Raw genomic sequence first — 21,852 nt, forward strand, 5'->3', positions numbered from 1 at the left:
TAGCCGGTCACGGGATGATTCCCCGGGAGTTCAACGCGTCCGTCAGGCGTTCGCGCAGCTCCTGGGCCGTCGCTGCGACGTCGATCTCCGCCGGTGGGGAGAGCACCTTCGAGATCACCGTCGACAGGTTCTGGTACGCCGGGGTCAGCGGGCGGACCGCCGCGTCCGTCAGGGCCGCCTGGATGTCGCCCTTCATCGGGTACTGGTCGGCCATCGTCGGGTTTTCCTTCGGGTCCGCGGGTTTCGATGCGTCCAGGGGCGCGTTGTCGCGGTAGATCGATGCGATGCTCGGGGGGATGCCGTCCACCAGTGCCTGGTACTTCTGGGAAGTCGCGTTCCGCAGGCACAACGCCGCTTCGAACGCCTCCGGCTTGTGCTGCGAATACGTCGACACGGCCAGGTTGAACCCGCCGATCGTCACGCGGCTGGACTGCCCGGCGACCACCGACGGGTACCGCGTCCACTTGAAGTGCGCCAGGTCCTGCGGCTTTTCCTTGGCGTAGGAGGCATACACGAACGGCCAGTTCAGCTCGGTCGCCGCCTGGCCGCGCTGGAACGCCTGGCGGATGTCGTCCTCCTTCTGGTTCGTCAGTGACGGGTCCGTGATCCCCGCCGTCGTGAGCGTTTTCAACAGCGAAAGCGCCTTCACCGCGCCGTCGTCCATCACCACGGACTTGCCGTCGTCGGACAGGATGTGCCCGCCCGCCGAGGCGACCAGCGTGTTGTAGAAGACGACCAGACCTTCGTACTGGGCGCCGGTGAACACGACCTGGTACGGCTTCCCGGCGGCCTTCAGCTGCTGCGCCTGCGTCATGAGCTCGTCGAACGTCTTCGGCGGCGACGGCGTGATCCGGTCGTCGTACCAGAGCAGCTGGACGTTCGTGTTCTTCGTTGCCCCGTAAAGCTTCCCGTTCCACTTGGCGGTGGCCAGCGGCCCGGGCAGCACGTCCTGGGTGGCCGCCGCCGCGTTCGCGCCCGTCCACTCCTCGGCCCAGCCCGCTTCGGCGAACTCCGGCACCCACGTGACGTCGAGGCCGAGCACGTCCAGCGAGGTGTCGCCCGCGGCGAGCCGGCGGACCATCTGCTCGCGCTGGCCGTCCGCGCCGCGCGGCAGCTTGTTGTAGACGATCTTGTACCGGCCCGCGGCCTCCTGCGTGCACCGGTCGACCACCGTCTGGAGGTGGTCTTCGGGCGAGATGTACAGGTTGATCGTCAGGCCGGCGGCCGACGAGCACGCGGTGAGCGCACTGGCGGCCAGCAGGACCGCGCCGGTGACGGGGAGGAGCTGGCGCATGTCGGCCTCCTTGCCGGGCGGGCGACGCCATTGCAAGCGCTTGCATCGATGATTAGCCTTGATCAAGGCCACTGTCAATGGCTCGGACTCGGATGGTTGCAAGCGCTTGCAACGAATGGGGCAGGGGATGCCGGAGAAGCTCGACGACGTGGCGCGGCTCGCCGGAGTCTCGGCGGCCACCGTGTCGCGAGCGCTGCGCGGGGTGCCCGGCGTCGCCGAGCGCACGCGGACGCGGGTGGTCGCGGCCGCCGCGGAGCTCGGGTACGCCATCTCGCCCGCCGCGTCGAGCCTGGCCACGGGCCGGACCGGGACCGTCGGCGTGATCGTGCCCTACGTCGACCGCTGGTACTTCGCGCGTCTCATCTCCGGCGTCGAGCGGGTGCTGCGCGACGCCGGGATCAGCCTGTTGCTCTACAACCTCGGCGACGCCCCGGGCCGCGCGCGGTTCTTCGCCGGCCTCCCGCTGCGCCGCCGGGTGGACGCGGTGCTCGTGCTTTCCCTGCCTCTGACGGAGACCGAACGCGAGCTGCTGCTGGGGCTCGGCGTCCCGTTCGTCACGATCGGCACCGAGGAACCCGGCGGGGACTCCGTCGGGATCGACGACCACGGTGCCGCGGTGACCGCGATGCGCCACCTCGTCCAGCTGGGTCACCGCGAGATCGCGTTCATCGGCGAGAGTGCCCCGATCCCGCTCGGGTTCACGACGCCGGTGCGGCGGCTGGCCGCCTACCGCGAGGTCTACCACGCGGTGTGCCGCGAGGACGGCCGCGAACCGGAAGCCGCGTTCGAAACCGGGGGTGGCTTCACGGTCGCGGGCGGGGAGCGGGCGATGGGCGCCCTCCTCGGCCTGCCTCGCCGGCCCACCGCGGTGTTCGCCGCGTCGGACGAGATGGCGTTCGGGGCCCTGCGGGCGCTGCGCCGGGCCGGGCTGCGGGTGCCGGACGACGTCTCGGTGCTCGGGTTCGACAATCACGATCTCGCCGATCTGCTCGAGCTGAGCACCGTCGCCCAGCCCGTGGCCGAGCTGGGGGAGCGGGCCGGCCGGCTGCTCCTGGCGAGATTGTCCGGCGGAAAAATCGCGACATCGCCGTCGATTCTCGGGACACAACTGGTCCTTCGGGGCAGTACTGCGCCGACATTGCGGCGCTGACCTGCTGTTCTTCCGGCGTTGCTCTGTTCGGTCGATTGCGGCCTACTCGATCATTAGGTGAAATAATCGCCGACAAGGATTAATCGCCGTGAGGAGCTGGCTGTGCACTGGGGGTCCGTGCTCGAAGAAGGCGGGGCGGGGATGGTCCGCCCGTACTTCCGCACTCATGGCCGAACACGCCCGACCCGCGATCTCCCGATCGAGACGCTGGTGTCGATCACGCAGCGGGGGCGGGCGGTCGTGCGGGGGAGCACGACGGAGGAGACGGAGATCTGCGCGCTGCTGCGGACGTCGCAGTCGGTCGCCGAGGTCGCGGCGCGGCGGCGGATCCCGCTCGGGGTGGCGCGGGTCCTGCTGTCCGATCTGGCGGACCGAGGGATCGTCGCCGTGCACACGGCTCGCAAGGGGTCGGGCAACCGGCCGAGCCTCGAGCTGATGGAACGCATCCTCCACGGCCTCAGCCGGCTGTGAACTCCCTGACCAGCCGCGCGAACTCCGCCGGCTGGTCCAGCGGGATCAACGTGTAGCTGTCGGCCACCTCGACCAGCTTTCCCTGGGGTAGCAACGCCGCCAGCCGCTCACCGTGCTCCGGCGGCATCACGCGGTCTTCGCGGGCCCACACGACCAGCACCGGCCGGTCGAACGACGGCAGCCGTCCGGCGACGTCCACCAGGATCCCCGGCGACGCGGCCGCCGCGCGCAGGACGCGGACCGTGTCCCGCCGGACACCCGCCTGACTCAGCAACGGCCGGATCCGCTTGGCGGAGACAGCGTCGCCGCGTTTGGTCAGCCACCCGAACGCGATCGGCAGCCGGCGCACCGCGCGCAGCCGCATCTGCTGCATGAACAGCCCGAACAGGCCCGGCGACAGCTTCCCGGTCAGGAACAGCGTCTTGCCGGTCAGGCCGGGCGGGAAGTTGTCGAACGCGTCGCACGAGGCCAGCACGACGCGGCTGACCCGTGGGGCGCCGTCCGCCATGAGCAGCTGGACCAGCGCACCACCGGTGTCGACGCCGACGAGCGTGACGTCCCGCAGGTCGAGGCGCTCGAGGAACTCCGCCAGCAGGGCGGCGATCCCGGGCATCGACAGGTCCGCGTCGTCGCGCATCGGGTGCCGGTGGGCGCCCAACGGCAACGTCGGGACGACGCGGCGGTGACCGCCGAGCGAGGCGACCGGCCCGTCCCACAGTGAGCCGTCCATCAGCAGCCCGTGGACGAAGACGAGGACCGGACCCGGCCCACCTGTGTCGGAGTACTCGACGGTTCCCGCGGACAGCTCGATCTGCATGCCCGAAGTGAACCAGGTGGTTCGCAAACTGTCGAGAACCTCAGGGAGCGGCTTCCTCCCGCTCGACCGCGCGCAGCAGCGCCTCGAACCCGGCGGCCGCGCCGTCGCCGTCCGGGCTGGTCAGCAGGTCGACGAGGAAGCCGCGCAGGGTCGCGAGGATCATCGAGGCGACTTCGACCTTCCGCTGCTCCGGCCACCGCGCCGGGCAGAACGAGAGCAACGTCGGCAGGTACTGCTGGGACGCGCCGCGGCCGAGCGCGGCGTACCGGCCCGGGTCGTACATCGCCAGGCCCATCGCCTGGTCGAGCACGCGCCGCAGCTCCGACTCCTCGTCGCGGAGGCTCTCCCAGGCGGCCCGGACGCGGTCGGTCAGCGTCGACGACCCCGCGGCGACCGCCGTCAGCGCATTGCCGATCCGCCGTTCCCGCAACGCGAAAACCACCTGCCGGAGCAGGTCTTCCGCGCCTTCGAAGTGGTAGAGCAGCACCTTGTGCGTCGTCCCGGCCGACCGTGCCGCCCGCCGCAGCGAGAAGTCGACGAGACCGTTCTCCGCGACGTCGTCGGTGATCTTCGCCAGCAGCTCCCGGCGCCGGGCTTCGCCGCGGGCCGAGCCGGCCGACCGCCGGTAGCCGGTAGCGTTCTCCATGCGGGACAGCTTGACACGGGGAGGGGACGTCCATGCGGGTGCTGGTGACCGGCGGCAACGCCGGGATCGGCTACTTCACGGCCGAGCAGCTGGCTTCGGCGGGCGCGGAGGTGGTGATCGGCAGCCGCGACCCGGCGAAGGCCGAGACGGCGGCCGCCGCGATCCGCTCGCAGGTCGCCGGGGCGAAGGTCGAGTACGTCCGGCTCGACCTCGCCGACCTGGCCTCGATCGGGGCGGTCGACCCCGGCGAGCTCGACGCCGTCGTCTGCAACGCCGGGGTGATGCTCGACGAGCCGCCGCGCCGGGAGACCCCCGCCGGGCACGAGCTGATGTTCGGTACCAACCACCTCGGGCACTTCGCGCTGGTCGCCCGGCTGATGCCGCGGCTGGCGCCGGACGCGCGCATCGTCACCACCGGCAGCTTCGCGGCGAAGTCGTCGAGCCTCGACTTCGCCGACCTCCAGAGCGAGCGCGACTACCAGCCGAAACGCGCCTACGAACGGTCGAAGCTGGCCCAGATGCTCTTCGCCGTCGAACTCGACCGGCGGCTGCGCGAGGCCGGTTCGAAGCGGCTCAGCGTGGTGGCCCACCCGGGCGGCGCGCTCGACTCGCTGACGCCGTCACGCCCGCCGGTGCACGTCCGCACGGCCGGCCAGTGGCTGCGCGGCCTGCCCGTCCGCGCGCTGCTGCAGGGCAAGGACGCCGGCGCGCGGCCCGCCGTCCGCGCGGTGCTCGGCCCGGACGTCACCGGCGGGCAGCTGTGGGGCCCGCGCGTGTTCGGCCTGCGTGGCCGCCCTCGTCTCGAAGAGCGCTGGAAGAACCTGACCGACGCCGCCGCCGGGCGGCTGTGGGCGGAAAGCGTCGCGCTGACCGGAGTGGACCCGATGGGCTGAATGCACAGCGCTGACGGTGGGACTGTGCACATCGCACGGTGACGCCGCCGGGACCGCTGCTTACGGTTCGGGGAACCCATCCCCCGTCCCGGATTAGGAGGTCGGCGTGGCCTCAACAGTCGGTGTCGATGACTATGCCCTCACCAGAGTGCCGGACCACGCCCGGTACTCGTGGTGGTCGGTCGCCGTCCAGCGGTTCGGCCAGGTTTCCGCTCTGTCCCAGTTCCTGCTCGGAGCCACAGTCGGCTTCGGGATGAGCTTCTGGAACGCGGTTCTGGCCTTCACGCTCGGCTCGGTCATCCTGGAGCTCATCACGATCCTCGTCGGCGTCATCGGCGTCCGCGAAGGTCTGTCCACGTCCATGATCGCCCGCTGGACCGGCTTCGGCCGCGGCGGCTCGGCGCTCATCGGGCTCGCCATCGGGATCAGCCTCATCGGCTGGTTCGGTATCCAGTCCGCGGTCTCGGCCCAAGGTCTCGTCGCGCTCATCGGCGGCCTGCCGGAATGGGGCTGGGCGCTGCTGTTCGGCCTGCTCGTCACCGCGATCGTCGTGCGCGGCTTTCATTCCATGGCCTGGACGGCGTACCTGACCGTCCCGGCGTTCCTCGTCCTCGTCGGCTGGTCGGTCATCTCCGAGCTGACCCGCCACGACCTCGGCACGCTCGTCTCCTCGGCCCCGCCCGGGCCGGCGCTGAGCCTGCTGCAGGGCACCACGCTGGTCGCCGGCGGCTTCATCGTCGGCGCTGTCATCACCCCGGACATGACCCGCTTCAACCGGTCCACTTCGGACGTCGTGAAGCAGACGCTGGTCGGGATCACCCTCGGCGAGTACGTCATCGGCCTGTCCGGCGTCCTGCTCGCGCACGCCGTCGGCAGCGCCGGGATCACCACGATCGTGACGTCGTCGGTCGGCTGGATCGGGCTGCTGATCGTCATCGCCGGCACGATGAAGATCAACGACTGGAACCTGTACTCCTCCGGGCTCGGCGTCGTGAACTTCATCGGCACGGTGTCCGGGCGCAAGGCCCACCGCGGCCTGGTCACCGCCGTGCTCGGCGTCGCGGGCAGCCTGCTCGCCGCGGCCGGGATCCTGGCGAAGTTCACCGACTTCCTCACCGTGCTGGGCGTGGCGTTCCCGCCGATCGCCGGGATCATGGTCGCCGAGTACTTCGTCGTGAAGAAGTGGCGCGGGGACCTGGAAGCCGCCCGGGCGCGGGGAACCGTGCCCGACGACGCTCCGCTGTGGGTGCCCGCCACCATCGTCGTCTGGATCGCCGCGGCGCTCTTCGGCGAGTTCGTCGAATGGGGCCTGCCGAGCATCAACTCGCTCGTCGTGGCCTTCGTCCTGTACGTCGTCGCCGGGAAGCTCGGCCTGGTACGGGGGTTCGGCAGCAGCCGGACCGCCGAGACCGCTCCCGCCGTCCAGTCTGCTTAAGGAGAATCTTCGTGCGCATCGGCATCGACGTCGGCGGCACCAACACCGACGCTGTCCTGCTCGACGGCCGTCAGGTGCTCGCCTCGGTCAAGACCAGCACGACCGCGGACGTCACCTCGGGCATCGTCGCCGCGATCGACGGCCTGCAGCGGCAACGCGCGTTCGACCCGGCGGCGGTGCGGGCGGTGATGATCGGCACCACGCACTTCATCAACGCGCTCGTCGAGGCCCACCGGCTCGCGCCGACCGCGGCCGTGCGGCTGAGCCTGCCGGCCGGGGCGTCGCTGCCGCCGATGGTCGACTGGCCGCAGCGGCTCGTCGACGCGGTGTCGGGGCGCAGCTACCTGGTCCACGGTGGACACGAGTTCGACGGCCGCCACATCGCGGAGCTCGACGAGAGCGAGCTGCGCAAGGCCGCCGACGACATGGGGACGGCCGGGGTGCGCAGCGTCGCCATCACCTCGGTCTTCTCCCCGGTCAACGCCGAGTTCGAGGCCCGCGCGGCCGAGATCATCGGCGCGCAGCTGCCGGACGTCGCGATCTCGCTGTCCCACGAGATCGGCCGGATCGGCTTGCTGGAACGGGAAAACGCGACGGTGATCAACGCGGCGCTGCGCGAGCTGGCCGCGCACATCGTCGACGGGCTGTCCGCGTCGGTCACCGGCGCGGGCATCACCGCCCCGCTGTACCTGAGCCAGAACGACGGCACGCTGATGGACGTCGACTTCGCCCGCCGCTACCCGGTGGCGACGTTCGCGTCGGGGCCGACGAACTCGATGCGCGGCGCGGCCGTGCTGTCCGGGTTGGACACCTGCGCGGTGGTCGACGTCGGCGGCACGACGTCGGACGTCGGCGTGCTGCGGCAGGGGTTCCCGCGTGAGGCGACCACGGACGTCAGCGTCGCGGGGATCCGGACGAACTTCCGGATGCCGGACGTCCTGTCGATCGGCATCGGCGGCGGCAGCCGGGTGCGCGGGAACGTCACCGTGGGCCCGGACTCGGTTGGCTACGAACTGACGTCGAAGGCGCTGGTCTTCGGCGGCGACACGCTCACCGCGACCGACATCGCGGTGGCGGCGGGCCGGGCCGACATCGGGGACGCGTCGCTGGTGTCGCATTTGGACAAGGGCCTGGTCCGGGCCGCCCTGGACAAGATCGCCGCGGATGTGTCCGATGTGGTCGAACGGATGCGGACGTCGGCCGAGCCGTTGCCGGTGGTGGCGGTCGGCGGTGGTTCCGTGCTGCTGCCGGACGAGCTCGCCGGCTGCGGTGAGGTGCACCGGCCGGAGAACTACGCCGTGGCCAACGCCATCGGCGCGGCCATCGCGCAGATCGGCGGCGAGGTCGACCGCGTCTACGTGATCGAGCCCGGCCGTCGTGAAGCCGTCGTCGAGGAGGCGAAGCAGGAGGCCATCGACCGCGCGGTCGCCGCCGGTGCGTCGCCGGCGTCGGTCGGCATCGTCGACTTCGACGAGGTACCCATCCCGTACCTGCCCGGCAACGCCACGCGCATCCGCGCCAAGGCCGTCGGCGACCTGCAGCTGGGGGCGTGATGCGCGAAATCACTTCGGACGACCTCGGCGACATCGCCCGCGGCGCCGCGATCCTCGGCACCGGCGGCGGGGGAGACCCGTACATCGGCCGGCTGCTCGCGCTGTCCGCGGTGCGCTCGTACGGCTCGGTGCCGCTGGTTCCCCTCGAGGAGGTGCCGGACGACGCCGTCGTGCTGCCCGTGGCGATGATGGGCGCGCCGACGGTGATGGTGGAGAAGCTGCCCTCGGCCGAGCAGGTCGGGCTCGCGGCCCGCACGCTCGCCGGGTACCTCGGCAAGGAGCTGACGCACATCGCGTGCGCCGAGGCCGGCGGGGTCAACTCGCTCATCCCGGTCGTCGCGGCCGCTCAGCTGGGACTTCCGCTGGTGGACGCCGACGGCATGGGCCGGGCGTTCCCCGAGCTGCAAATGGTTTTGCCGACTTTGTACGGCATCCGCGCGACCCCGATGTCCATTGCGGACGAAAAAGGCAACCGCGGAGTGCTGGACACAGTGGACAACCGGTGGGCCGAGCGGCTGGCCCGCTCGGCGACCATCGACATGGGCTGCTCGGCGATGATCAGCAACTACGCGATGTCCGGGGCCCAGGCCCGGGAGTCGCTCGTGCCCGGCACGCTCAGCCTGTGCGCTGAGCTGGGCGCGCTGGTCCGGGAGGCTCGTGCTTCGCTGGAGGACCCGGTCGGGCGCGTCGTCGCCCGGTTGAAGGGACGACGGTTGTTCAGCGGCAAGGTCGTCGACGTCGCCCGCCGGACGGTCACCGGCTTCGCCCGCGGCGAGGCCCGGCTGTCCGGGATGGACGGTGACGAAGGAGCCGAGCTGGTGCTGCGGTTCCAGAACGAGCACCTGGTGGCCGAGCGCGACGGCGTCGTCGAGGCGTCGGTGCCGGACCTGATCTGCACGCTGGAACGCGAGACCGGGGAAGCCGTCACGACCGAGGGCCTGCGGTTCGGCCAGCGCGTCACGGTCATCGCCGCGCCCGCCGACCCGCGTTGGCACACGCCGGAGGGGATCGCGCTCGCCGGGCCGCGGTACTTCGGCTACGACATCGACCCGATCGGAGTCGCCGGGTGAGCTGGACCCTGACCGAGGACGACCTGCCCGACCTCGCCCGCGGCGCCGCGGTGCTCGGCACGGGCGGCGGCGGTGACCCGTACGTCGGCCGGCTGCTCGTGCGCGAAGCCATCCGGGAGCACGGGCCGATCACGATCCTCGATCCGTCCGAAGTGGACGACGACGCCCTGGTGATCCCGACCGCGCAGATGGGCGCGCCGACCGTGGTGCACGAGAAGCTGCCCAACGGCGCCGAGCCCGTGCTGGCCCTGCGGACGCTGGAGAAGCACCTCGGGAAGCGCGCCGACGCGACCATGCCGATCGAGTGCGGGGGCATCAACTCGATGATCCCGCTGATCGTCGGCGCCCGGCTCGGGCTGCCGGTGGTCGACGCCGACGGCATGGGCCGGGCGTTCCCGGAGCTGCAGATGGAGACGTTCGGCGTCTACGGCGTCCACGGCTCGCCGATGGCGATCGGCGGCGAGCGCGGCGAGACCACCGTGATCGATACCGGCGCGGACAACCGGCGGATGGAGTGGCTGGCCCGCGGCGTCACCATCCGGCTGGGTGGCGTCGCGCACATCGCCGAGTACGCGATGAGCGGCGCCGACGTCAAGCGGACCGCCGTGCCGCAAACGCTTTCGCTGGCGCTGACCGTGGGCCGGACGATCCGGGAGGCGCGTTCGGCCAACGAAGATCCGGTCGCGCGGCTGGCCTCGGCGTTGCGTTCGACGCCGTACCAGCACCTGCGGGTGCTGTTCCGCGGCAAGGTGTCCGATGTGGAACGCCGGACCGAGGAGGGCTTCGCGCGCGGACGCGCCGCGGCGGTGTCGTTCGACGGGGCGAGCAAGCTGGAGATCCTGTTCCAGAACGAGAACCTGCTGGCCACTGTGGACGGTGGGGTGCGGTGCGTGGTGCCGGACCTGATCTGCGTGCTCGAGTCCGCGACGGCCGAGCCGATCACCACCGAGACGCTGCGCTACGGCCAGCGCGTCACCGTCGTCGGCATCTCGACCCCGCCGCTGATGCGGACGCCGGAGGCACTGGACACCTTCGGTCCGGGCGCGTTCGGGCTGCCCCACCCCTTCGTCCCCGTCGAGGAGATCGCGTGAGCTTGGCTGGGAAACACGTCGTGATCATCGGTGGCGGGTCGGGCATCGGGCTGGAAGTGGCCCGGCGTGCCGCCGCTTCGGGTGCGTCGGTTCACCTCGGCGGGCGGACGCCGGAGAAGCTGGCGGCGGCGGCCGAGCCGCTCGGGGCGACGTGGCAGGTCGTCGACAGCACCGACCAGGACTCCCTGGCCGCGTTCTTCGGCGCCCTCGACCGCGTCGACCACCTGTTCACGCCCGGCGTCCTACACGGTCGGGCCGCTGCGGGAGCTGAGCGACGACGACGCGGCCAGCCCGTTCGTGACGAAGTTCTGGGGCCAGTACCACGCCGTCAAGCACGCGGTGCCGAAGCTGGCGCCGGACGCGTCGATCGTGCTGATGTCCGGCGCGGCGAGCGTCCGGCCGCCGGGTGCGGCGCCCGCGTACGTCGCCTGCAACGCCGCCGTCGAAGGCCTCGGCCGCGGGCTCGCCGTCGAGCTGGCGCCGGTCCGGGTGAACGTCGTCGCGCCGGGCACGATCGACGGCAACCTGTGGGCGGGGCGGCCGGCCGACGTGCGGGAGGCGAGCTTCGGCCAGTACTCGCGGGACACGCTGCTGCACCGCGTCGGGAAGGAGTCCGAAGTGGCCGATGCCGTGCTGTACCTGTTCGGCAGCACCTACACGACCGGGTCGACGCTCTACCCCGACGGTGGCTACGCCCTGCGGTGAGCTCGTCTACTGTGGTCAGTCATGCGCATCACCGCTGGTGACGTGGCCGCCCTGGAGCGCGGGGTGGCCCTGCTCGGGTCCGGCGGCGGCGGGGACACCGTGACCGCCGCCGTGCTGCTGCGCCGGTTGCTCGCCGACGGCGGCGCGCTCTTCGTGCGTCCCGCCGGCCGGCTGCCACCGGACGCGCGGGTAGTACCGATCGGCGTCGTCGGGGCGACGGCGGCGTTCACGGAGAAGCTGCCCGGAGGCGGGGAGTTCGCGGCCGCGGTGGCCGCCGTCGAACGCTGGACCGGTGAACGCGCGGACGCGCTGATGTCCATCGAAATCGGCGGTCTCAACGGGCTGCTGCCGCTGGTCGTGGCCGAGCAGCTCGGGCTGGGGTACGTCGACGCCGACCTTTCCGGCCGCGGACTGCCCCGGCTCGACCAGTTCTCGGTCGCCGCGACCGGCCGCGGGGTCGCACCGGCGGCGCTGGCGGAGCCCGGCGGCCAGGTCGTGGTGCTGGCGGCCGGCTCCGACGAGGTGATCGAGCGCGGCACCCGGGCGTTCCTGGCCGCCGCCGGCGGGTGGGCGGCGTTCGCGCTGGCCCCGATCCCGGCGGGCGAGCTGGCCGCGTGTTCGGTGGACGGGACGACGAGCGGCGCGCTGGAGCTGGGCCGCCGGGTGCTGGCGGCGGGGGAGAGCCCGCCGCGAGAGGCGCTCGAAGCGGCGTTGGCGGGCTCGGTGCTGGCACGCGGGAGGGTCCTGGAGGTGGCGCGGCACCTGGGTCCGGGGCAGCACGGCAGCCCGGGGTTCGGCCGAGGGAGCGTCACCCTGGCCGACCACCGCGACGGCGGGCTGCTGAGACTGGAGATGGAGAACGAGTACCTGCTGGCGTTGCGCGACGGGGAACCGGTGGCGTCGACCCCGGACGTGCTGTCGGTACTGGACCACCGGACGGGAGTGCCGGTGTCGTGCGACGCGATCCGCGCGGGGGTGGAGGTGGACGTGGTGCGCCTGGCGGCGGCCCCGTTCTGGACCGACCCCCGGTGGCTGCCGGTGGTCCGGCCGCGCGCGTACGGCATCGACTGCGACCCGGTGGGGATCGGATGAGCCCGCGGAGCTCGGGGTGGCGGCCGGGGCCGGTCCGGGGGCCGACGGTTGCCGCGGGGCGTGGCCGGGAGGTTGCCGTGAGCCGGCGGCGGGTGCCGGTGTGGTCCGCGGCGGGGCGCGGCGAAGGGCGCGGTGGGGTTGTGGTGATCCTGCGGCGGGTGCCGGTGTGGGCGAGGTTTCGTGGGGCGGGGTTGTGGGCCGGCGCCGGGTCGATGGGGTCTCCGGTGAGCGGCGGCGGTGCCGGGGTGGGCGAGGCGGCGTGCCGGCGGGGTTGTGGGCCGGCGGTGGCGGGTCGATGGGGGGTCCGGTGAGCGGCGGCGGGTGCTGGTGTGGGCGAGGCTTCGCGCGGCGGGGCTGTTGTGAGCCGGCGGCGGGTGCCGGTGTGGGCGAGGCGGCGTGCGGCGGGGTTGTGGGCCGGCGGCGGCGGGTCGTTGGGGGCTCTGGTGAGCGGCGGCCGGTGCCGGCGGGGCTTCGCGCGGCGTGCGGCGGGGCTGTGGTGAGCCGGCCGCCGGTGGAACCTGGGAGCCTCCCGTGAGCCTGCGGCGGGTGCTCGCCCTTCCCGGCTGGGCGGAGCACGTCCGGGTGCTCGCCGGCGAAGCCGGGCTCGATCGTCCACTCGCGACGGTTCAGGCCACTTTGGACGCTTCGCACCTTCCCGCTCCCGGGGAACTGACCGTCGTCGCGCGGGCGGTCGCCGGGACCGACTGGCAGATCGATGCCCTGCTGCGGCGCTGTGCCGATGCCGGGGCCACCGGGGTGCTCCTGCCCGGGACCGACCCCATCACCGCGTCGCGCCTGCTCGCCGATCGGCTGGCCGTTCCGCTGCTGACCACCGGGGCGGCGCCGCTGGACCTGCTCGTCGAGGCCCGGCTGCTGCTCGCCGCGCCCGAGCTCGACCGGGCGGACCTGCTGCTCGCCACCCACCGTGCCCTCGGTGACCGGCTGCGCCCGCCCGAAGAGGTCGTCGCCGTGCTGCGGCGGCTGCTGCGGTCGCCCGTCGCGGTCCTCGACGACCGCGGTGCGCCGCTGGCCGGCGAAGTGACCGGGCACGTCCGGCTGGACGAGGCCGTGCCGCAGCGGACCGACGCCGACGGCGGCGTCTTCCTGGCCCACCCCGTGCTGCTGCAGCGTCCGGCGATGTGGCTGGCCGCCGAGCTGCGCGGGACGGAGGCCGCGCGGGCCGACGTCGTCCCGCCCGCGCTCGCCGTCGCCGCCGGGGCGCTGCAGCGGTGGCTGCTCGCCAACCGGCTGGAGCTCGAACGGGACGCGCGCTCGCGCACGGCGTTGCTCGGTGACCTGCTGCGCCTCGACACCGAACCGGGCGCCGACCTGCGCCGGCGCGTCGCCGACGCCGGCTGGCGGCTCGGGGGCTGGCACGTCGGGCTGCACATCGGCGTCCCGGCGGCGGTCGACACGGTCGCGCGCACGCAGGAGGTCATCCGGGCGCTGGACGTCGAGGCGGTCGTCGTCGAGCACGGCGACGGCTGGACCGGCTGGGTCACCTTCGACCACGAACCCACGGCGGAACGCGTGCGCTCCCTGGCGACCCGGCTCCAGACGGCGCACCGCGCGCTGCGCCTGGGCGCGCACATGGGGGTGGGGCGGCCGCACCCGCGTCCGGAAGGGCTCGCGGCGACCGTCGCGGAGGCCCTCGACGCGGCCCGGCTGGCCGCGACCCGCCCCGAGACGGGCCATTTCCTGCACGTCGACCAGCTCGGCATGGCCCAGCTGCTGCTGGAGTGGACGCGCACGGACACGTTCGAACCGGCGGCGCGGGCGCTGGTCGCGCCGTTGCGTGCGGTGCCGGGCGACCTGGTCCGGACCCTCGCGGCCTACCTGGACGCGGAGTCGTCGATCGCCGAGACCGCCACGGTGCTGGGCGTGCACCGCAACACCGTGGCGGCCCGGATCGCGCGGATCGAGCAACTGCTCGGAGTGGACCTGTCCCGCCCGGACGAGAGGCTGGCGCTGCACCTCGCGTCCCGGGCGGTCATCCTTTCCGACGAGTGACTAGTCGTCGTCCCCGCCGCCGGTGACGTTGCCGATGCTGGCGGGGACGCCCTTGATCATGTCGATGACGGTCTTGCCGGCCAGGCCCGACTTCCCGAACCACGGGTCGGTCATGATCTTGATGGCCGACTCGAACTTCTCGGCGCCTTCCTTGCCGAAGACCTTGCCGAGCTGCTCGACCGAGAAGTTGTTGATCTTGTCGAACTTCGCCATGATCTCGGGCGTGACACCATCCACTTTGGACAGCTTGTCCTTGATGACCGCGGTCATCTGGTCGGTGAAAGGCTTGTGCGGCTTGGGATCCGGAGTGGCCGACGTCGGCGTGGAGTCCGGCTTGGGCTCCGGCGTGGTGTCGGGCTTCGGTTCCGGGGTGGTGTCGGGCTTCGGTTCCGGCGTGGTCGAGGATGACGACGGCGCGGGCTCCGGCTTCGGCTCGGGCGTCGCCGAGGACGGCTTCGGCTCGGGCGTGGCGTCGGGCTTGGGCTCCGGCTTGGGCTCCGGGGTCGCCGAAGACGACGACGGTGCCGGTTCGGGCTTCGGCTCCGGTTTCGGGTCCGGCTTGGGCTCGGGCTTCGGTTCCGGGGTGGCCGAAGACGACGACGGCGCGGGTTCCGGCTTGGGCTCGGGCGTCGTGTCGGGCTTGGGCTCCGGTGTGGTGTCGGGCTTGGGCTCCGGCTTGGGTTCCGGGGTGGCCGACGACGGTGTGGTGTCGGGCTTCGGCTCCGGCGTGGTGTCCGGCTTGGGCTCGGGCTTCGGTTCCGGCGTCGCCGAGGAGGACGACGGCGCGGGTTCCGGCTTCGGCTCGGGCTTGGGGTCCGGCTTCGGTTCCGGCTTGGGCTCGGGCTTCGGCTCCGGCGTCGCCGAGGAGGGCTTCGGCTCGGGCGTCGCGTCCGGCTTCGGCAGGGGCGTCGCGTCCGGCTTGGGGGTCGGGGTCGGGGTCAGGCTGCTCGTCGGGGGCTTCGCCGCCGCCAGGTCGTCGCCCGCCTTGCCCATCTTCGCCAGCGCCTGGACCAGGTCGCCCAGCTTGCGGCCCAGCTGGACCAGCTTCGCGCCGATCTTGCCCAGCGCCGTGGCCACCGTGCCGATCGTCGTGCCGATGAAGATCGCGATCGACGCGCCGAACGTCACCGGGGCCAGCGCCGCCGCGATCAGGGCGCCCTTGATGATCGTCGCCAGCAGCATCGCGATCAGGTCGCGGAAGATGCCGCGGAACGCGCCGACGATGCCGCCGGCGATCTTCATGTTCTTGCCGGCCTGGTCGAGGTACCCGCCGAGCGAGTTCAGCTGCTCGGTGACCGCGTCCATGTCCTTCTTGAACTGGTCCGCGGCGTTGCCGGACCAGTCCTTCATGAGCGTTTCGATCGCCGTCTGGTGGTCCGTCGACCACTGTTCCAGCTTCTTCTTCTCGGCCGAGAGCGCCTCGGCGGCCGCGTTGATGCCGATGGGGTCGCCCATCAGGATGTCCAGCGGCCACCGCAGGATCGTGATGTGCTCGATGAGCCAGCCGATCCCGGCGGTCAGCAGGCTGCCGATGGGGTCCAGCACGAGACCGATGGTCTCCAGCGCCATGCCCGCCGAGCCGATGCCGATCGCGACCTTGTCGTTCTCCTTGCGGGCCTTGTCCAGGCCGACCGCGGCCTCGAAGAACCCGGCGCCGGCGGAGGCGTTGTCGCTGTTGAAGAGTTCGGAGCCGTGGAGGCTGACGTCCTTGCTCTTGTAGTCGTCGGCCACTATTCGAACCTCACGATCGAGTCGACGGCGTTCTCTTCGCCCGACCGGTACCGCTTCGCGGCCTCGGCGACCTTGTCGGAGAACTCGCCGATGGTCTTGGCGTAGTCGCCGAACTGGTGGTGCGCCTTGTCGGTCCACGTGCTCGCGCCCGCCGCCATCAGCTGGCACGCCGGGTTGATGCCGAACATGCCGGGGTCGCAGGTCATGCCGCCGACGAGGTCGGCCGTGCCCTGCAGGTTGCTCTGGAGCTCGTCGAGGTGCTTGCCGAAGTTGGCCAGGGGCTCCGAATCGACCCTGAAGCCGCCGCCGCTCACCAGGGGTTCGATTCGTCGTCGGAGTGGTCGTCGGCCGGGGGACGGCGCCGCGCCGCGGGCGGGGCGGACGGCGGGGCCGACGGTCGGCCCGGCGGAGCGGCCGGCGGCGGGGTCCGCTCGGGCTCGGCGGCCTCCGGCGCCGCGAAGTCGCCCGCGGGCGGCGGGTCCGGCGGCAGGAACGAGCGGACCATGTCGGTCGACTCGCTGTCGCCGTTGATCGTGGCGAACGAGTCCGCGACGGTGCGGGCGGTCTGGCGCTGGGCTTCGCGCACTGTGCCCATGATCGCCGCGGTCAGCCGCGCCGGGCCCAGGTCGCACGCCCGGAGCCCGAGCTCGAGGTTCGTGAGCGCGCCGTTCGGGGCGAGCGTGACGGTGACCGCCCCGTCGCGGGAGCGGACGGTGGCGCCGGCGGCGGAAAGCGCTTCACTCAGCGCCGCCGCCTTCGACTGCATGTCCCGCACCTGCCGTTCGAGCAGGAGCTCGAAGTCTTCACCTTGCCCCAGGTTCGGTTGCACGAATTCGACTCCTCGCCACGCCGGGGTACGGGGCTCCACTCCGGGCCCCACGATCGGGCCAGGCTAGCGCACCCCCGGAGTTCATTTCGGGCTAACCGGAAGGATGGTTCGTTTTCTCCCCGATGTTGCCCCGGAATGCCCTCGATCGGGTTTGACCCGGACCGCGCTCCGGGTTGCACGATCGGGGCATGACACGACTGGACGACTACCGGCCGCTGGGCCGCTCCGGGCTCCGGGTCTCGCCGCTGGCGCTGGGCGCGATGACCTTCGGCACCGGCTCCTTCTGCGCCGACGACGACACCTCGCGCAAGATCTTCCGCGCCTACGTCGAGGCCGGCGGCAACTTCGTCGACACCGCGGACAACTACAGCTCCGGCCGCAGCGAGGAGCTGGTGGGCGAGTTCCTGCGCGACGTCGCCCGCGACGACGTCGTCCTCGCCACCAAGTACTCCGGCCCGGACTTCGCCGGCGGCGAACCGCGGTCGGACCCCCGCCGGCGCAGCAACGGCCGCAAGAACATGATCGCCTCGCTGGAGGCGTCGCTGCGGCGGCTGGGCGTGGACCACGTCGACCTGTACTGGCTGCACATCTGGGACGGCTTCACCCCGGCCGAGGAGGTCGTGGCGGCGTTCGGCGACCTGGTGCGCGCGGGGAAGATCCGCGCGGTGGGGCTCAGCGACGTCCCGGCCTGGTACGCGACGAAGGCGGCGATGCTCGCCGGCCCGCCGGTGGCGGCGCTGCAGCTGGAGTATTCCCTGGTTGAGCGGGCGATCGAGGCCGAGTACGTACCGCTGGCACGAGAGTTCGGCATCGCGGTCCAGCCGTGGGGAGCGATCGGCGGCGGGTTCCTGTCCGGCAAGTACACCCGCGACGGCTCCGGGGAAGGACGGCTCGCCGGCGGCGCGCCCTACCGGTCCCTGCCGGAGAGCCGCTGGGCGGTGCTGGACGCCGTCCGCGAGGTGGCGGCCGAGGTGGGCGCGACCCCGGCCCAGGTGGCGCTGCACTGGGTGACCCGCCGGCCGTCGATGCCGGCGCCGTTGGTCGGAGCCCGGTCACCGGAGCAGCTCGCCGAGACCCTGGGGGCGCTGGAGCTCGATTTGACGGACGCCCAGCTCGACCGGCTGACGGCTGTTAGTGCACCGGAGCTGCCGTTCCCGCACAGCATCCTGGGGCGGCTCAATGCGGGCTTGCCGAGCTAGCTGCGGTGACGCAGGGGGCGGCCGGCTGCCGGGGGTGGCGTGCGGCCGCGGTGGCGCCGGCAGGCTGCCGGGGCGGCCGCAGCCGCAGTGGCGCGGGCGAGGTGGCTCGCGAGCTTCAGCCGGGTTGGATGGCTGGGGTCGCGTGCTTGCCGCGGCCGTGGCGGATCGCGCGTCGGTGCGGCTGGATGGCCCGGGTTGCCGCAGCCCTAGTGGCGCGGGCCGCGCGTGAGTTCCGGGGCGGCGAGCTAACCGCGGCCCCGATGGCCGCCGCTGTCGTCGGCCGCCGTTTCCGCCTGGGGCTCACCGTTGCGGCACGTCACCGTCGTCACGTTCTCGGTCCCGTCGTTCTTGAACTTCACCGACACCGTCGCCGCCGGGCCGCGCAAGACATCGTCACTGCGGTAGCCCGGCGCCGGGCTCCAGGACATCAGCTCCACCTGGTCGCCGGTGCACTTCGCGACGAGGCTGCCTCCGGGCACGGTCAACCCGCGCGGTGCCGGGGTGCTCGTCGAGGCCGGAACCACCGGAGCCGTGCTCGGCGGCACCGTCTCCAGTGCGCGAGCCACGTCGTCCTGGGACAGGGGCTGGTTCTGGGGGCCGAGGATGCCCGCGCCGACGACGTCGAGGGACACCGTGCCCGCGCCCGCCGTGGCCGCCGCGGCCAGCAGCCAACCCGCTGCCATCAGCAGTCCTCGCCTTCTCACCCGTCCACTGTCCCATCCGGGACGGTTAAAGCGCGGCTAAGCCGTCCTTAGCGTTCGCCACGCGCCCGGCGAAGCTGCTTCGCGTGTGTAGCCTCCCGAGAATGGCGACCGTGCTGCTCGTCGAGGACGACCCGACCATCCGCACGGCCGTGCTGCGCGCGCTGGGCGAGCGCGGGCACACCGTGACGTCCGCGCCGACCGCCATGGCCGGGCTGCAGGCCGCCGTCACCGAGCGGCCCGACGTCGTCCTGCTGGACCTGGGCCTGCCCGACCTCGACGGCCGTGAGGTGCTGCGGATGGTACGGGCGGTCAGCGCGGTGCCGATCATCGTGGTCACCGCCCGGAGCGCGGAAGACGAGATCGTCCGGCTGCTCGACGCCGGTGCCGACGACTACGTGGTCAAGCCCTTCGGCGGCGCCCAGCTCGACGCGCGGATCCGCGCCGTGCTGCGGCGGGCCGAACCCGAGGAGACGACCGCGCCCGTGGTCGTCGGCGGCCTGTCGGTCGACGCGCGGACGCGGCAGGCGTCGCTCGACGGCGCCGCGCTGGACCTCACCCCGCGCGAGTTCGACCTCCTGCACTACCTCGCGAGCCGCGCCGGGACCGTGGTGAGCAAGCGCGAACTGCTCGCCGACGTCTGGAAGCTGCCCTACGCCGGCGCGGACAAGACCGTCGACGTCCACCTGTCGTGGCTGCGGCGCAAGCTCGGCGAGACCGCGCAGGAGCCGCGGTACCTGCACACCGTGCGGCGCGTCGGCGTCCGGCTGGCCGAGCCGGGGGCCGGGGCGTGAGGAAGCGGCTCGCGGTGCTGGTCACGGCCGCGATGAGCCTGGTGCTCGTCGCCTTTCTGGTGCCGCTCGGGATCCTGCTGCGGTCGGTCACCGCGGACCGCGCGGTCACCGCCGCGACGGCGAAGGCGCAGTCGCTGACGTCCCTGGTGGCGACGACCGACGCGGCGGCGCTGCGGCCGGCCGTTGACCAGCTCAACACCACCGCGGGCCACCCGGTCTCGGTGTTCCTGCCCGACGGCACCGTGCTCGGCGCGCCCACCCCGCGCACGCCGGGGGTGACGCTGGCCGCGGCGCAGGGCAGCAGCCTGACCGTCGAGGACGCCGGCGGCCGCGAAATCCTCGTCGCGGTCCAGGGCCTGCCCCGGGGGACCGCCGTGGTGCGGGCGTTCGTCGACCGCGCCGAGCTGACCCGGGGGCTGGGCCCGGCCTGGCTGGTGCTGGCCGGGCTCGGCGTGGTGCTGCTGGCGCTCGGGGTGTTCGTCGCCGACCGGCTGGCCCGGTCGATCGTGCGGCCGGTCCACGAGCTCGCCGCGGTGTCGCGCCGGCTCGCCGAGGGGGACCTCGACGCGCGGGCGGTCCCGGGCGGGCCGGGGGAGGTGCGGTCGGTCGCCGCCGCGCTCAACCTCCTGGCCGCGCGGATCCGGGACCTGGTGCGGCAGGAACGCGAGGCGGTGGCCGACATCTCGCACCGCCTGCGGACGCCGTTGACCGTGCTGCGGCTGGACGCCGAGTCCTTGCGGGACCCGGCCGAGGCCGAGCGGATCATCGGGCACGCCGAGAGCCTGGAGCGGCAGGTCACCGCGTTGATCGACCAGGCGCGGGCACGGGACTCGGCGCCCGGCTCGTGCGACGCCGCGTCCGTCGTCCGGGAACGGGCGGAGTTCTGGTCGGTGCTCGCGCAGGACCAGGACCGCGCGGCGACGGTCTCGCTCGACGACGGTCCATTGCCGGTCGCGGTCGGCGAGCCGGAGCTGGCCGCGTGCCTGGACGCGTTGCTGGGCAACGTCTTCGCGCACACCCCGGAGGGGACGGGGTACGCGATCCGCCTCACGGCCACGCCGGACGGCGCCCGGCTGGAGGTCGTGGACGAGGGACCGGGCTTCGACGAGGCCGGGCGCGGCGCGAGCGGCGCCGGGTCGACCGGCCTCGGGCTGGACATCGCCCGCCAGACGGCCCGCGCGTCCGGCGGGACGTTCACCGTGACGCGGGGGCCGGGGGCGCGGATCGTGCTGGAGCTCGGAAAGGCTTTAGGGATGCCTTAATCGTCGCGCAGCGCGCCGCTATCGCCGGACGCGTGATGCTTCTTTCGTTGGCGGAGAACGAGAAGGAGCAGACATGCGCAAGATTCTGGTGATCGCGGCGGCCGGCGCGGCGCTCGCGGTGGGCGGGACGACGGCGGCCCTCGCAGAGTCCGGATCCGACGACGGTACGCAGGCGCCGACGACCACGACGAGCACCACCGAAACCGCGCCCAGCAGCGAAACCACGGTGTCGCCGAGCGCGAGCTACCCGGCGCCGAGCACGTACCCGAGCCGAACCCACGACCTCGGCGACGACCACGGCGGCCACGGGAACGAGCTGGGCGACGACCACGGCCACCACGGCGGCGAGCCAGGCGACGACCACGGCGGCCGTCGCTGACCGGTCCACAGTGGACGACACGCGTGCCTGGATGGACGACACGCGTGCTTGGATGGACGACACGCGTGCCTGGACGGACGACACGCGTGTCTGGATGGACGACACGGCGGATGTCGGCGTGTCGACCGGCCGCGGGATCTACGGCTGGGCCGGGCCCGCGGTCACGGCGCTGACGGTCAGCCCGTGTGCCTCGGCCGACGCGTCGAGCGGACCCTGGTTCCACGGCAGCGTGATCGCCGGGTCGCTGACGTCGCCGCGCGGGGTGGTCGTCTGCGGTGCGGTCACCGTGACGCTCGCCGGCCGGACCTGGTTCTCCGGAGCCTCGATGCCGGTCCAGTGCAGCAGCATCGACGCGGGCGCGCCGTCGGCGACCGTGACCGACGGCGCGTCGGCGGCGGCCGGGTCCGGCGTCACCGTCACGCCGTCGGCGCCGGTCAGCGTCACCGGCAACGCTCCCTGCAGCGTGCACGTCTCGCCCGGCTTCGCGGTGAACTGCACGTAGGCGTACCGCTGGCCCGCGCCGGGCGAACCGGCGACCAGCGTCGTGTCGACCTGCGAGGCGGTGCACCGGAAGTCGGTCGGCATGGCGGACGCGGTCCCGGCCGTGGCGACGACGGCGGCCCCGGTCACGACGAGGGCGGTCATGGTGCGGCGGACGCTCGGACGAGTGGTCATGAGCGAGAACCCCTTCCGGTGTCGGTGACTTCGCGTACACAAGAAGAGATGTTCA

22 protein-coding genes and 1 pseudogene are annotated in these 21,852 nt (G+C 72.8%); 15 read left to right on the plus strand and 8 right to left on the minus strand.

Going from position 1 to position 21,852, the window contains the following annotated elements:
* Nucleotides 1-7 precede the first annotated feature (7 nt).
* The gene (locus tag ACZ7OU_RS47120) at nucleotides 8-1,294 is read right to left on the minus strand and encodes an ABC transporter substrate-binding protein (RefSeq protein WP_470260271.1); all 1,287 of its coding nucleotides are present in this window, start codon (nucleotides 1,292-1,294) and stop codon (nucleotides 8-10) included.
* Between the two features lie 127 nt (nucleotides 1,295-1,421).
* On the opposite strand from ACZ7OU_RS47120, the gene ACZ7OU_RS47125 reads away from it, so the two are divergent.
* Together ACZ7OU_RS47125 and ACZ7OU_RS47130 are read left to right on the plus strand one after the other, a co-directional pair.
* On the plus strand, nucleotides 1,422-2,444 hold the full coding sequence (locus tag ACZ7OU_RS47125; RefSeq protein WP_470260272.1) for a LacI family DNA-binding transcriptional regulator: 1,023 nt from the start codon (nucleotides 1,422-1,424) through the stop codon (nucleotides 2,442-2,444).
* Between the two features lie 102 nt (nucleotides 2,445-2,546).
* Nucleotides 2,547-2,915 (plus strand): DUF742 domain-containing protein, encoded by a 369-nt coding sequence (locus ACZ7OU_RS47130; RefSeq protein ID WP_465313577.1) that lies wholly within the window; start codon nucleotides 2,547-2,549, stop codon nucleotides 2,913-2,915.
* Here ACZ7OU_RS47130 and ACZ7OU_RS47135 read toward each other — a convergent pair.
* Together ACZ7OU_RS47135 and ACZ7OU_RS47140 are read right to left on the minus strand one after the other, a co-directional pair.
* Nucleotides 2,902-3,732, minus strand: a complete 831-nt coding sequence (locus ACZ7OU_RS47135; protein WP_470260273.1) for an alpha/beta fold hydrolase — start codon at nucleotides 3,730-3,732, stop codon at nucleotides 2,902-2,904. The two genes, ACZ7OU_RS47130 and ACZ7OU_RS47135, sit on opposite strands and share 14 nt — an antisense overlap.
* A gap of 40 nt (nucleotides 3,733-3,772) precedes the next feature.
* Entirely contained in the window at nucleotides 3,773-4,378 is a 606-nt protein-coding gene (locus ACZ7OU_RS47140; protein WP_470243521.1) for a TetR/AcrR family transcriptional regulator, read from the minus strand.
* A gap of 32 nt (nucleotides 4,379-4,410) precedes the next feature.
* Between ACZ7OU_RS47140 and ACZ7OU_RS47145 the strand changes: the two genes are divergently transcribed.
* From ACZ7OU_RS47145 to ACZ7OU_RS47185, 9 genes and pseudogenes are all read left to right on the plus strand, one after another.
* Entirely contained in the window at nucleotides 4,411-5,271 is an 861-nt protein-coding gene (locus tag ACZ7OU_RS47145) for an SDR family NAD(P)-dependent oxidoreductase (protein ID WP_470260274.1), read from the plus strand.
* Nucleotides 5,272-5,377: 106 nt separating this feature from the next.
* Nucleotides 5,378-6,706, plus strand: a complete 1,329-nt coding sequence (locus ACZ7OU_RS47150) for a purine-cytosine permease family protein (RefSeq protein ID WP_470260275.1) — start codon at nucleotides 5,378-5,380, stop codon at nucleotides 6,704-6,706.
* Nucleotides 6,707-6,717: 11 nt separating this feature from the next.
* Nucleotides 6,718-8,259 carry a hydantoinase/oxoprolinase N-terminal domain-containing protein gene (locus tag ACZ7OU_RS47155; RefSeq protein ID WP_470260276.1) on the plus strand — a complete coding sequence of 514 codons (1,542 nt, stop codon included), beginning with the start codon at nucleotides 6,718-6,720 and terminating at the stop codon, nucleotides 8,257-8,259.
* Nucleotides 8,259-9,329, plus strand: coding sequence for a DUF917 domain-containing protein (locus ACZ7OU_RS47160; protein WP_470260277.1), 1,071 nt, complete (start codon nucleotides 8,259-8,261; stop codon nucleotides 9,327-9,329). The genes ACZ7OU_RS47155 and ACZ7OU_RS47160 overlap by 1 nt, the downstream gene beginning before the upstream one ends.
* Nucleotides 9,326-10,420 carry a DUF917 domain-containing protein gene (locus tag ACZ7OU_RS47165; RefSeq protein ID WP_470260278.1) on the plus strand — a complete coding sequence of 365 codons (1,095 nt, stop codon included), beginning with the start codon at nucleotides 9,326-9,328 and terminating at the stop codon, nucleotides 10,418-10,420. The genes ACZ7OU_RS47160 and ACZ7OU_RS47165 overlap by 4 nt, the downstream gene beginning before the upstream one ends.
* Nucleotides 10,421-10,476: 56 nt before the next feature.
* A pseudogene (locus ACZ7OU_RS47170) lies at nucleotides 10,477-10,569 on the plus strand (SDR family oxidoreductase); the annotation flags it as partial.
* Between the two features lie 148 nt (nucleotides 10,570-10,717).
* Nucleotides 10,718-11,125, plus strand: a complete 408-nt coding sequence (locus tag ACZ7OU_RS47175) for an SDR family oxidoreductase (protein WP_470260279.1) — start codon at nucleotides 10,718-10,720, stop codon at nucleotides 11,123-11,125.
* Between the two features lie 21 nt (nucleotides 11,126-11,146).
* The gene (locus tag ACZ7OU_RS47180; protein ID WP_470260280.1) at nucleotides 11,147-12,217 is read left to right on the plus strand and encodes a DUF917 domain-containing protein; all 1,071 of its coding nucleotides are present in this window, start codon (nucleotides 11,147-11,149) and stop codon (nucleotides 12,215-12,217) included.
* A 531-nt stretch (nucleotides 12,218-12,748) separates the two neighbouring features.
* On the plus strand, nucleotides 12,749-14,227 hold the full coding sequence (locus ACZ7OU_RS47185; RefSeq protein ID WP_470260281.1) for a helix-turn-helix domain-containing protein: 1,479 nt from the start codon (nucleotides 12,749-12,751) through the stop codon (nucleotides 14,225-14,227).
* Here ACZ7OU_RS47185 and ACZ7OU_RS47190 read toward each other — a convergent pair whose 3' ends face one another.
* From ACZ7OU_RS47190 to ACZ7OU_RS47200, 3 genes are read right to left on the minus strand one after another with little or no spacing between them, the layout of a single operon-like run.
* Entirely contained in the window at nucleotides 14,228-15,958 is a 1,731-nt protein-coding gene (locus ACZ7OU_RS47190; protein ID WP_470260282.1) for a hypothetical protein, read from the minus strand.
* The gene (locus tag ACZ7OU_RS47195) at nucleotides 15,958-16,272 is read right to left on the minus strand and encodes a hypothetical protein (protein WP_470243511.1); all 315 of its coding nucleotides are present in this window, start codon (nucleotides 16,270-16,272) and stop codon (nucleotides 15,958-15,960) included. Before ACZ7OU_RS47195 ends, ACZ7OU_RS47190 begins: the two co-directional genes overlap by 1 nt.
* Entirely contained in the window at nucleotides 16,269-16,787 is a 519-nt protein-coding gene (locus tag ACZ7OU_RS47200; RefSeq protein ID WP_470243510.1) for a YbaB/EbfC family nucleoid-associated protein, read from the minus strand. The genes ACZ7OU_RS47195 and ACZ7OU_RS47200 overlap by 4 nt, the downstream gene beginning before the upstream one ends.
* A 188-nt stretch (nucleotides 16,788-16,975) precedes the next feature.
* Here ACZ7OU_RS47200 and ACZ7OU_RS47205 point away from each other — a divergent pair, with 188 nt between their 5' ends.
* Nucleotides 16,976-17,986, plus strand: coding sequence for an aldo/keto reductase (locus ACZ7OU_RS47205; RefSeq protein ID WP_470243509.1), 1,011 nt, complete (start codon nucleotides 16,976-16,978; stop codon nucleotides 17,984-17,986).
* 245 nt (nucleotides 17,987-18,231) lie between these two features.
* Here the strand turns inward: ACZ7OU_RS47205 and ACZ7OU_RS47210 are convergent, their stop codons facing one another.
* Nucleotides 18,232-18,669 carry a hypothetical protein gene (locus ACZ7OU_RS47210; RefSeq protein ID WP_470260283.1) on the minus strand — a complete coding sequence of 146 codons (438 nt, stop codon included), beginning with the start codon at nucleotides 18,667-18,669 and terminating at the stop codon, nucleotides 18,232-18,234.
* A 122-nt stretch (nucleotides 18,670-18,791) separates the two neighbouring features.
* On the opposite strand from ACZ7OU_RS47210, the gene ACZ7OU_RS47215 reads away from it, so the two are divergent.
* The 3 genes from ACZ7OU_RS47215 (at nucleotide 18,792) to ACZ7OU_RS47225 (ending at nucleotide 21,122) form a co-directional block, all read left to right on the plus strand.
* Nucleotides 18,792-19,481: a response regulator transcription factor gene (locus ACZ7OU_RS47215; protein WP_470260284.1), complete on the plus strand. Its 690-nt coding sequence runs from the start codon at nucleotides 18,792-18,794 to the stop codon at nucleotides 19,479-19,481.
* A complete protein-coding gene (locus ACZ7OU_RS47220; RefSeq protein ID WP_470260285.1) occupies nucleotides 19,478-20,743 on the plus strand; it encodes a sensor histidine kinase in 1,266 nt (421 codons plus the stop codon). The genes ACZ7OU_RS47215 and ACZ7OU_RS47220 overlap by 4 nt, the downstream gene beginning before the upstream one ends.
* A 73-nt stretch (nucleotides 20,744-20,816) precedes the next feature.
* Complete coding sequence (locus tag ACZ7OU_RS47225; protein WP_470260286.1) at nucleotides 20,817-21,122, plus strand: hypothetical protein; 306 nt, start codon at nucleotides 20,817-20,819, stop codon at nucleotides 21,120-21,122.
* Between the two features lie 138 nt (nucleotides 21,123-21,260).
* Here ACZ7OU_RS47225 and ACZ7OU_RS47230 read toward each other — a convergent pair whose 3' ends face one another.
* Nucleotides 21,261-21,797 carry a DUF4232 domain-containing protein gene (locus ACZ7OU_RS47230; RefSeq protein ID WP_470243504.1) on the minus strand — a complete coding sequence of 179 codons (537 nt, stop codon included), beginning with the start codon at nucleotides 21,795-21,797 and terminating at the stop codon, nucleotides 21,261-21,263.
* Nucleotides 21,798-21,852 lie beyond the last annotated feature (55 nt).

The organism is Amycolatopsis sp. NPDC114505 (assembly GCF_055633615.1).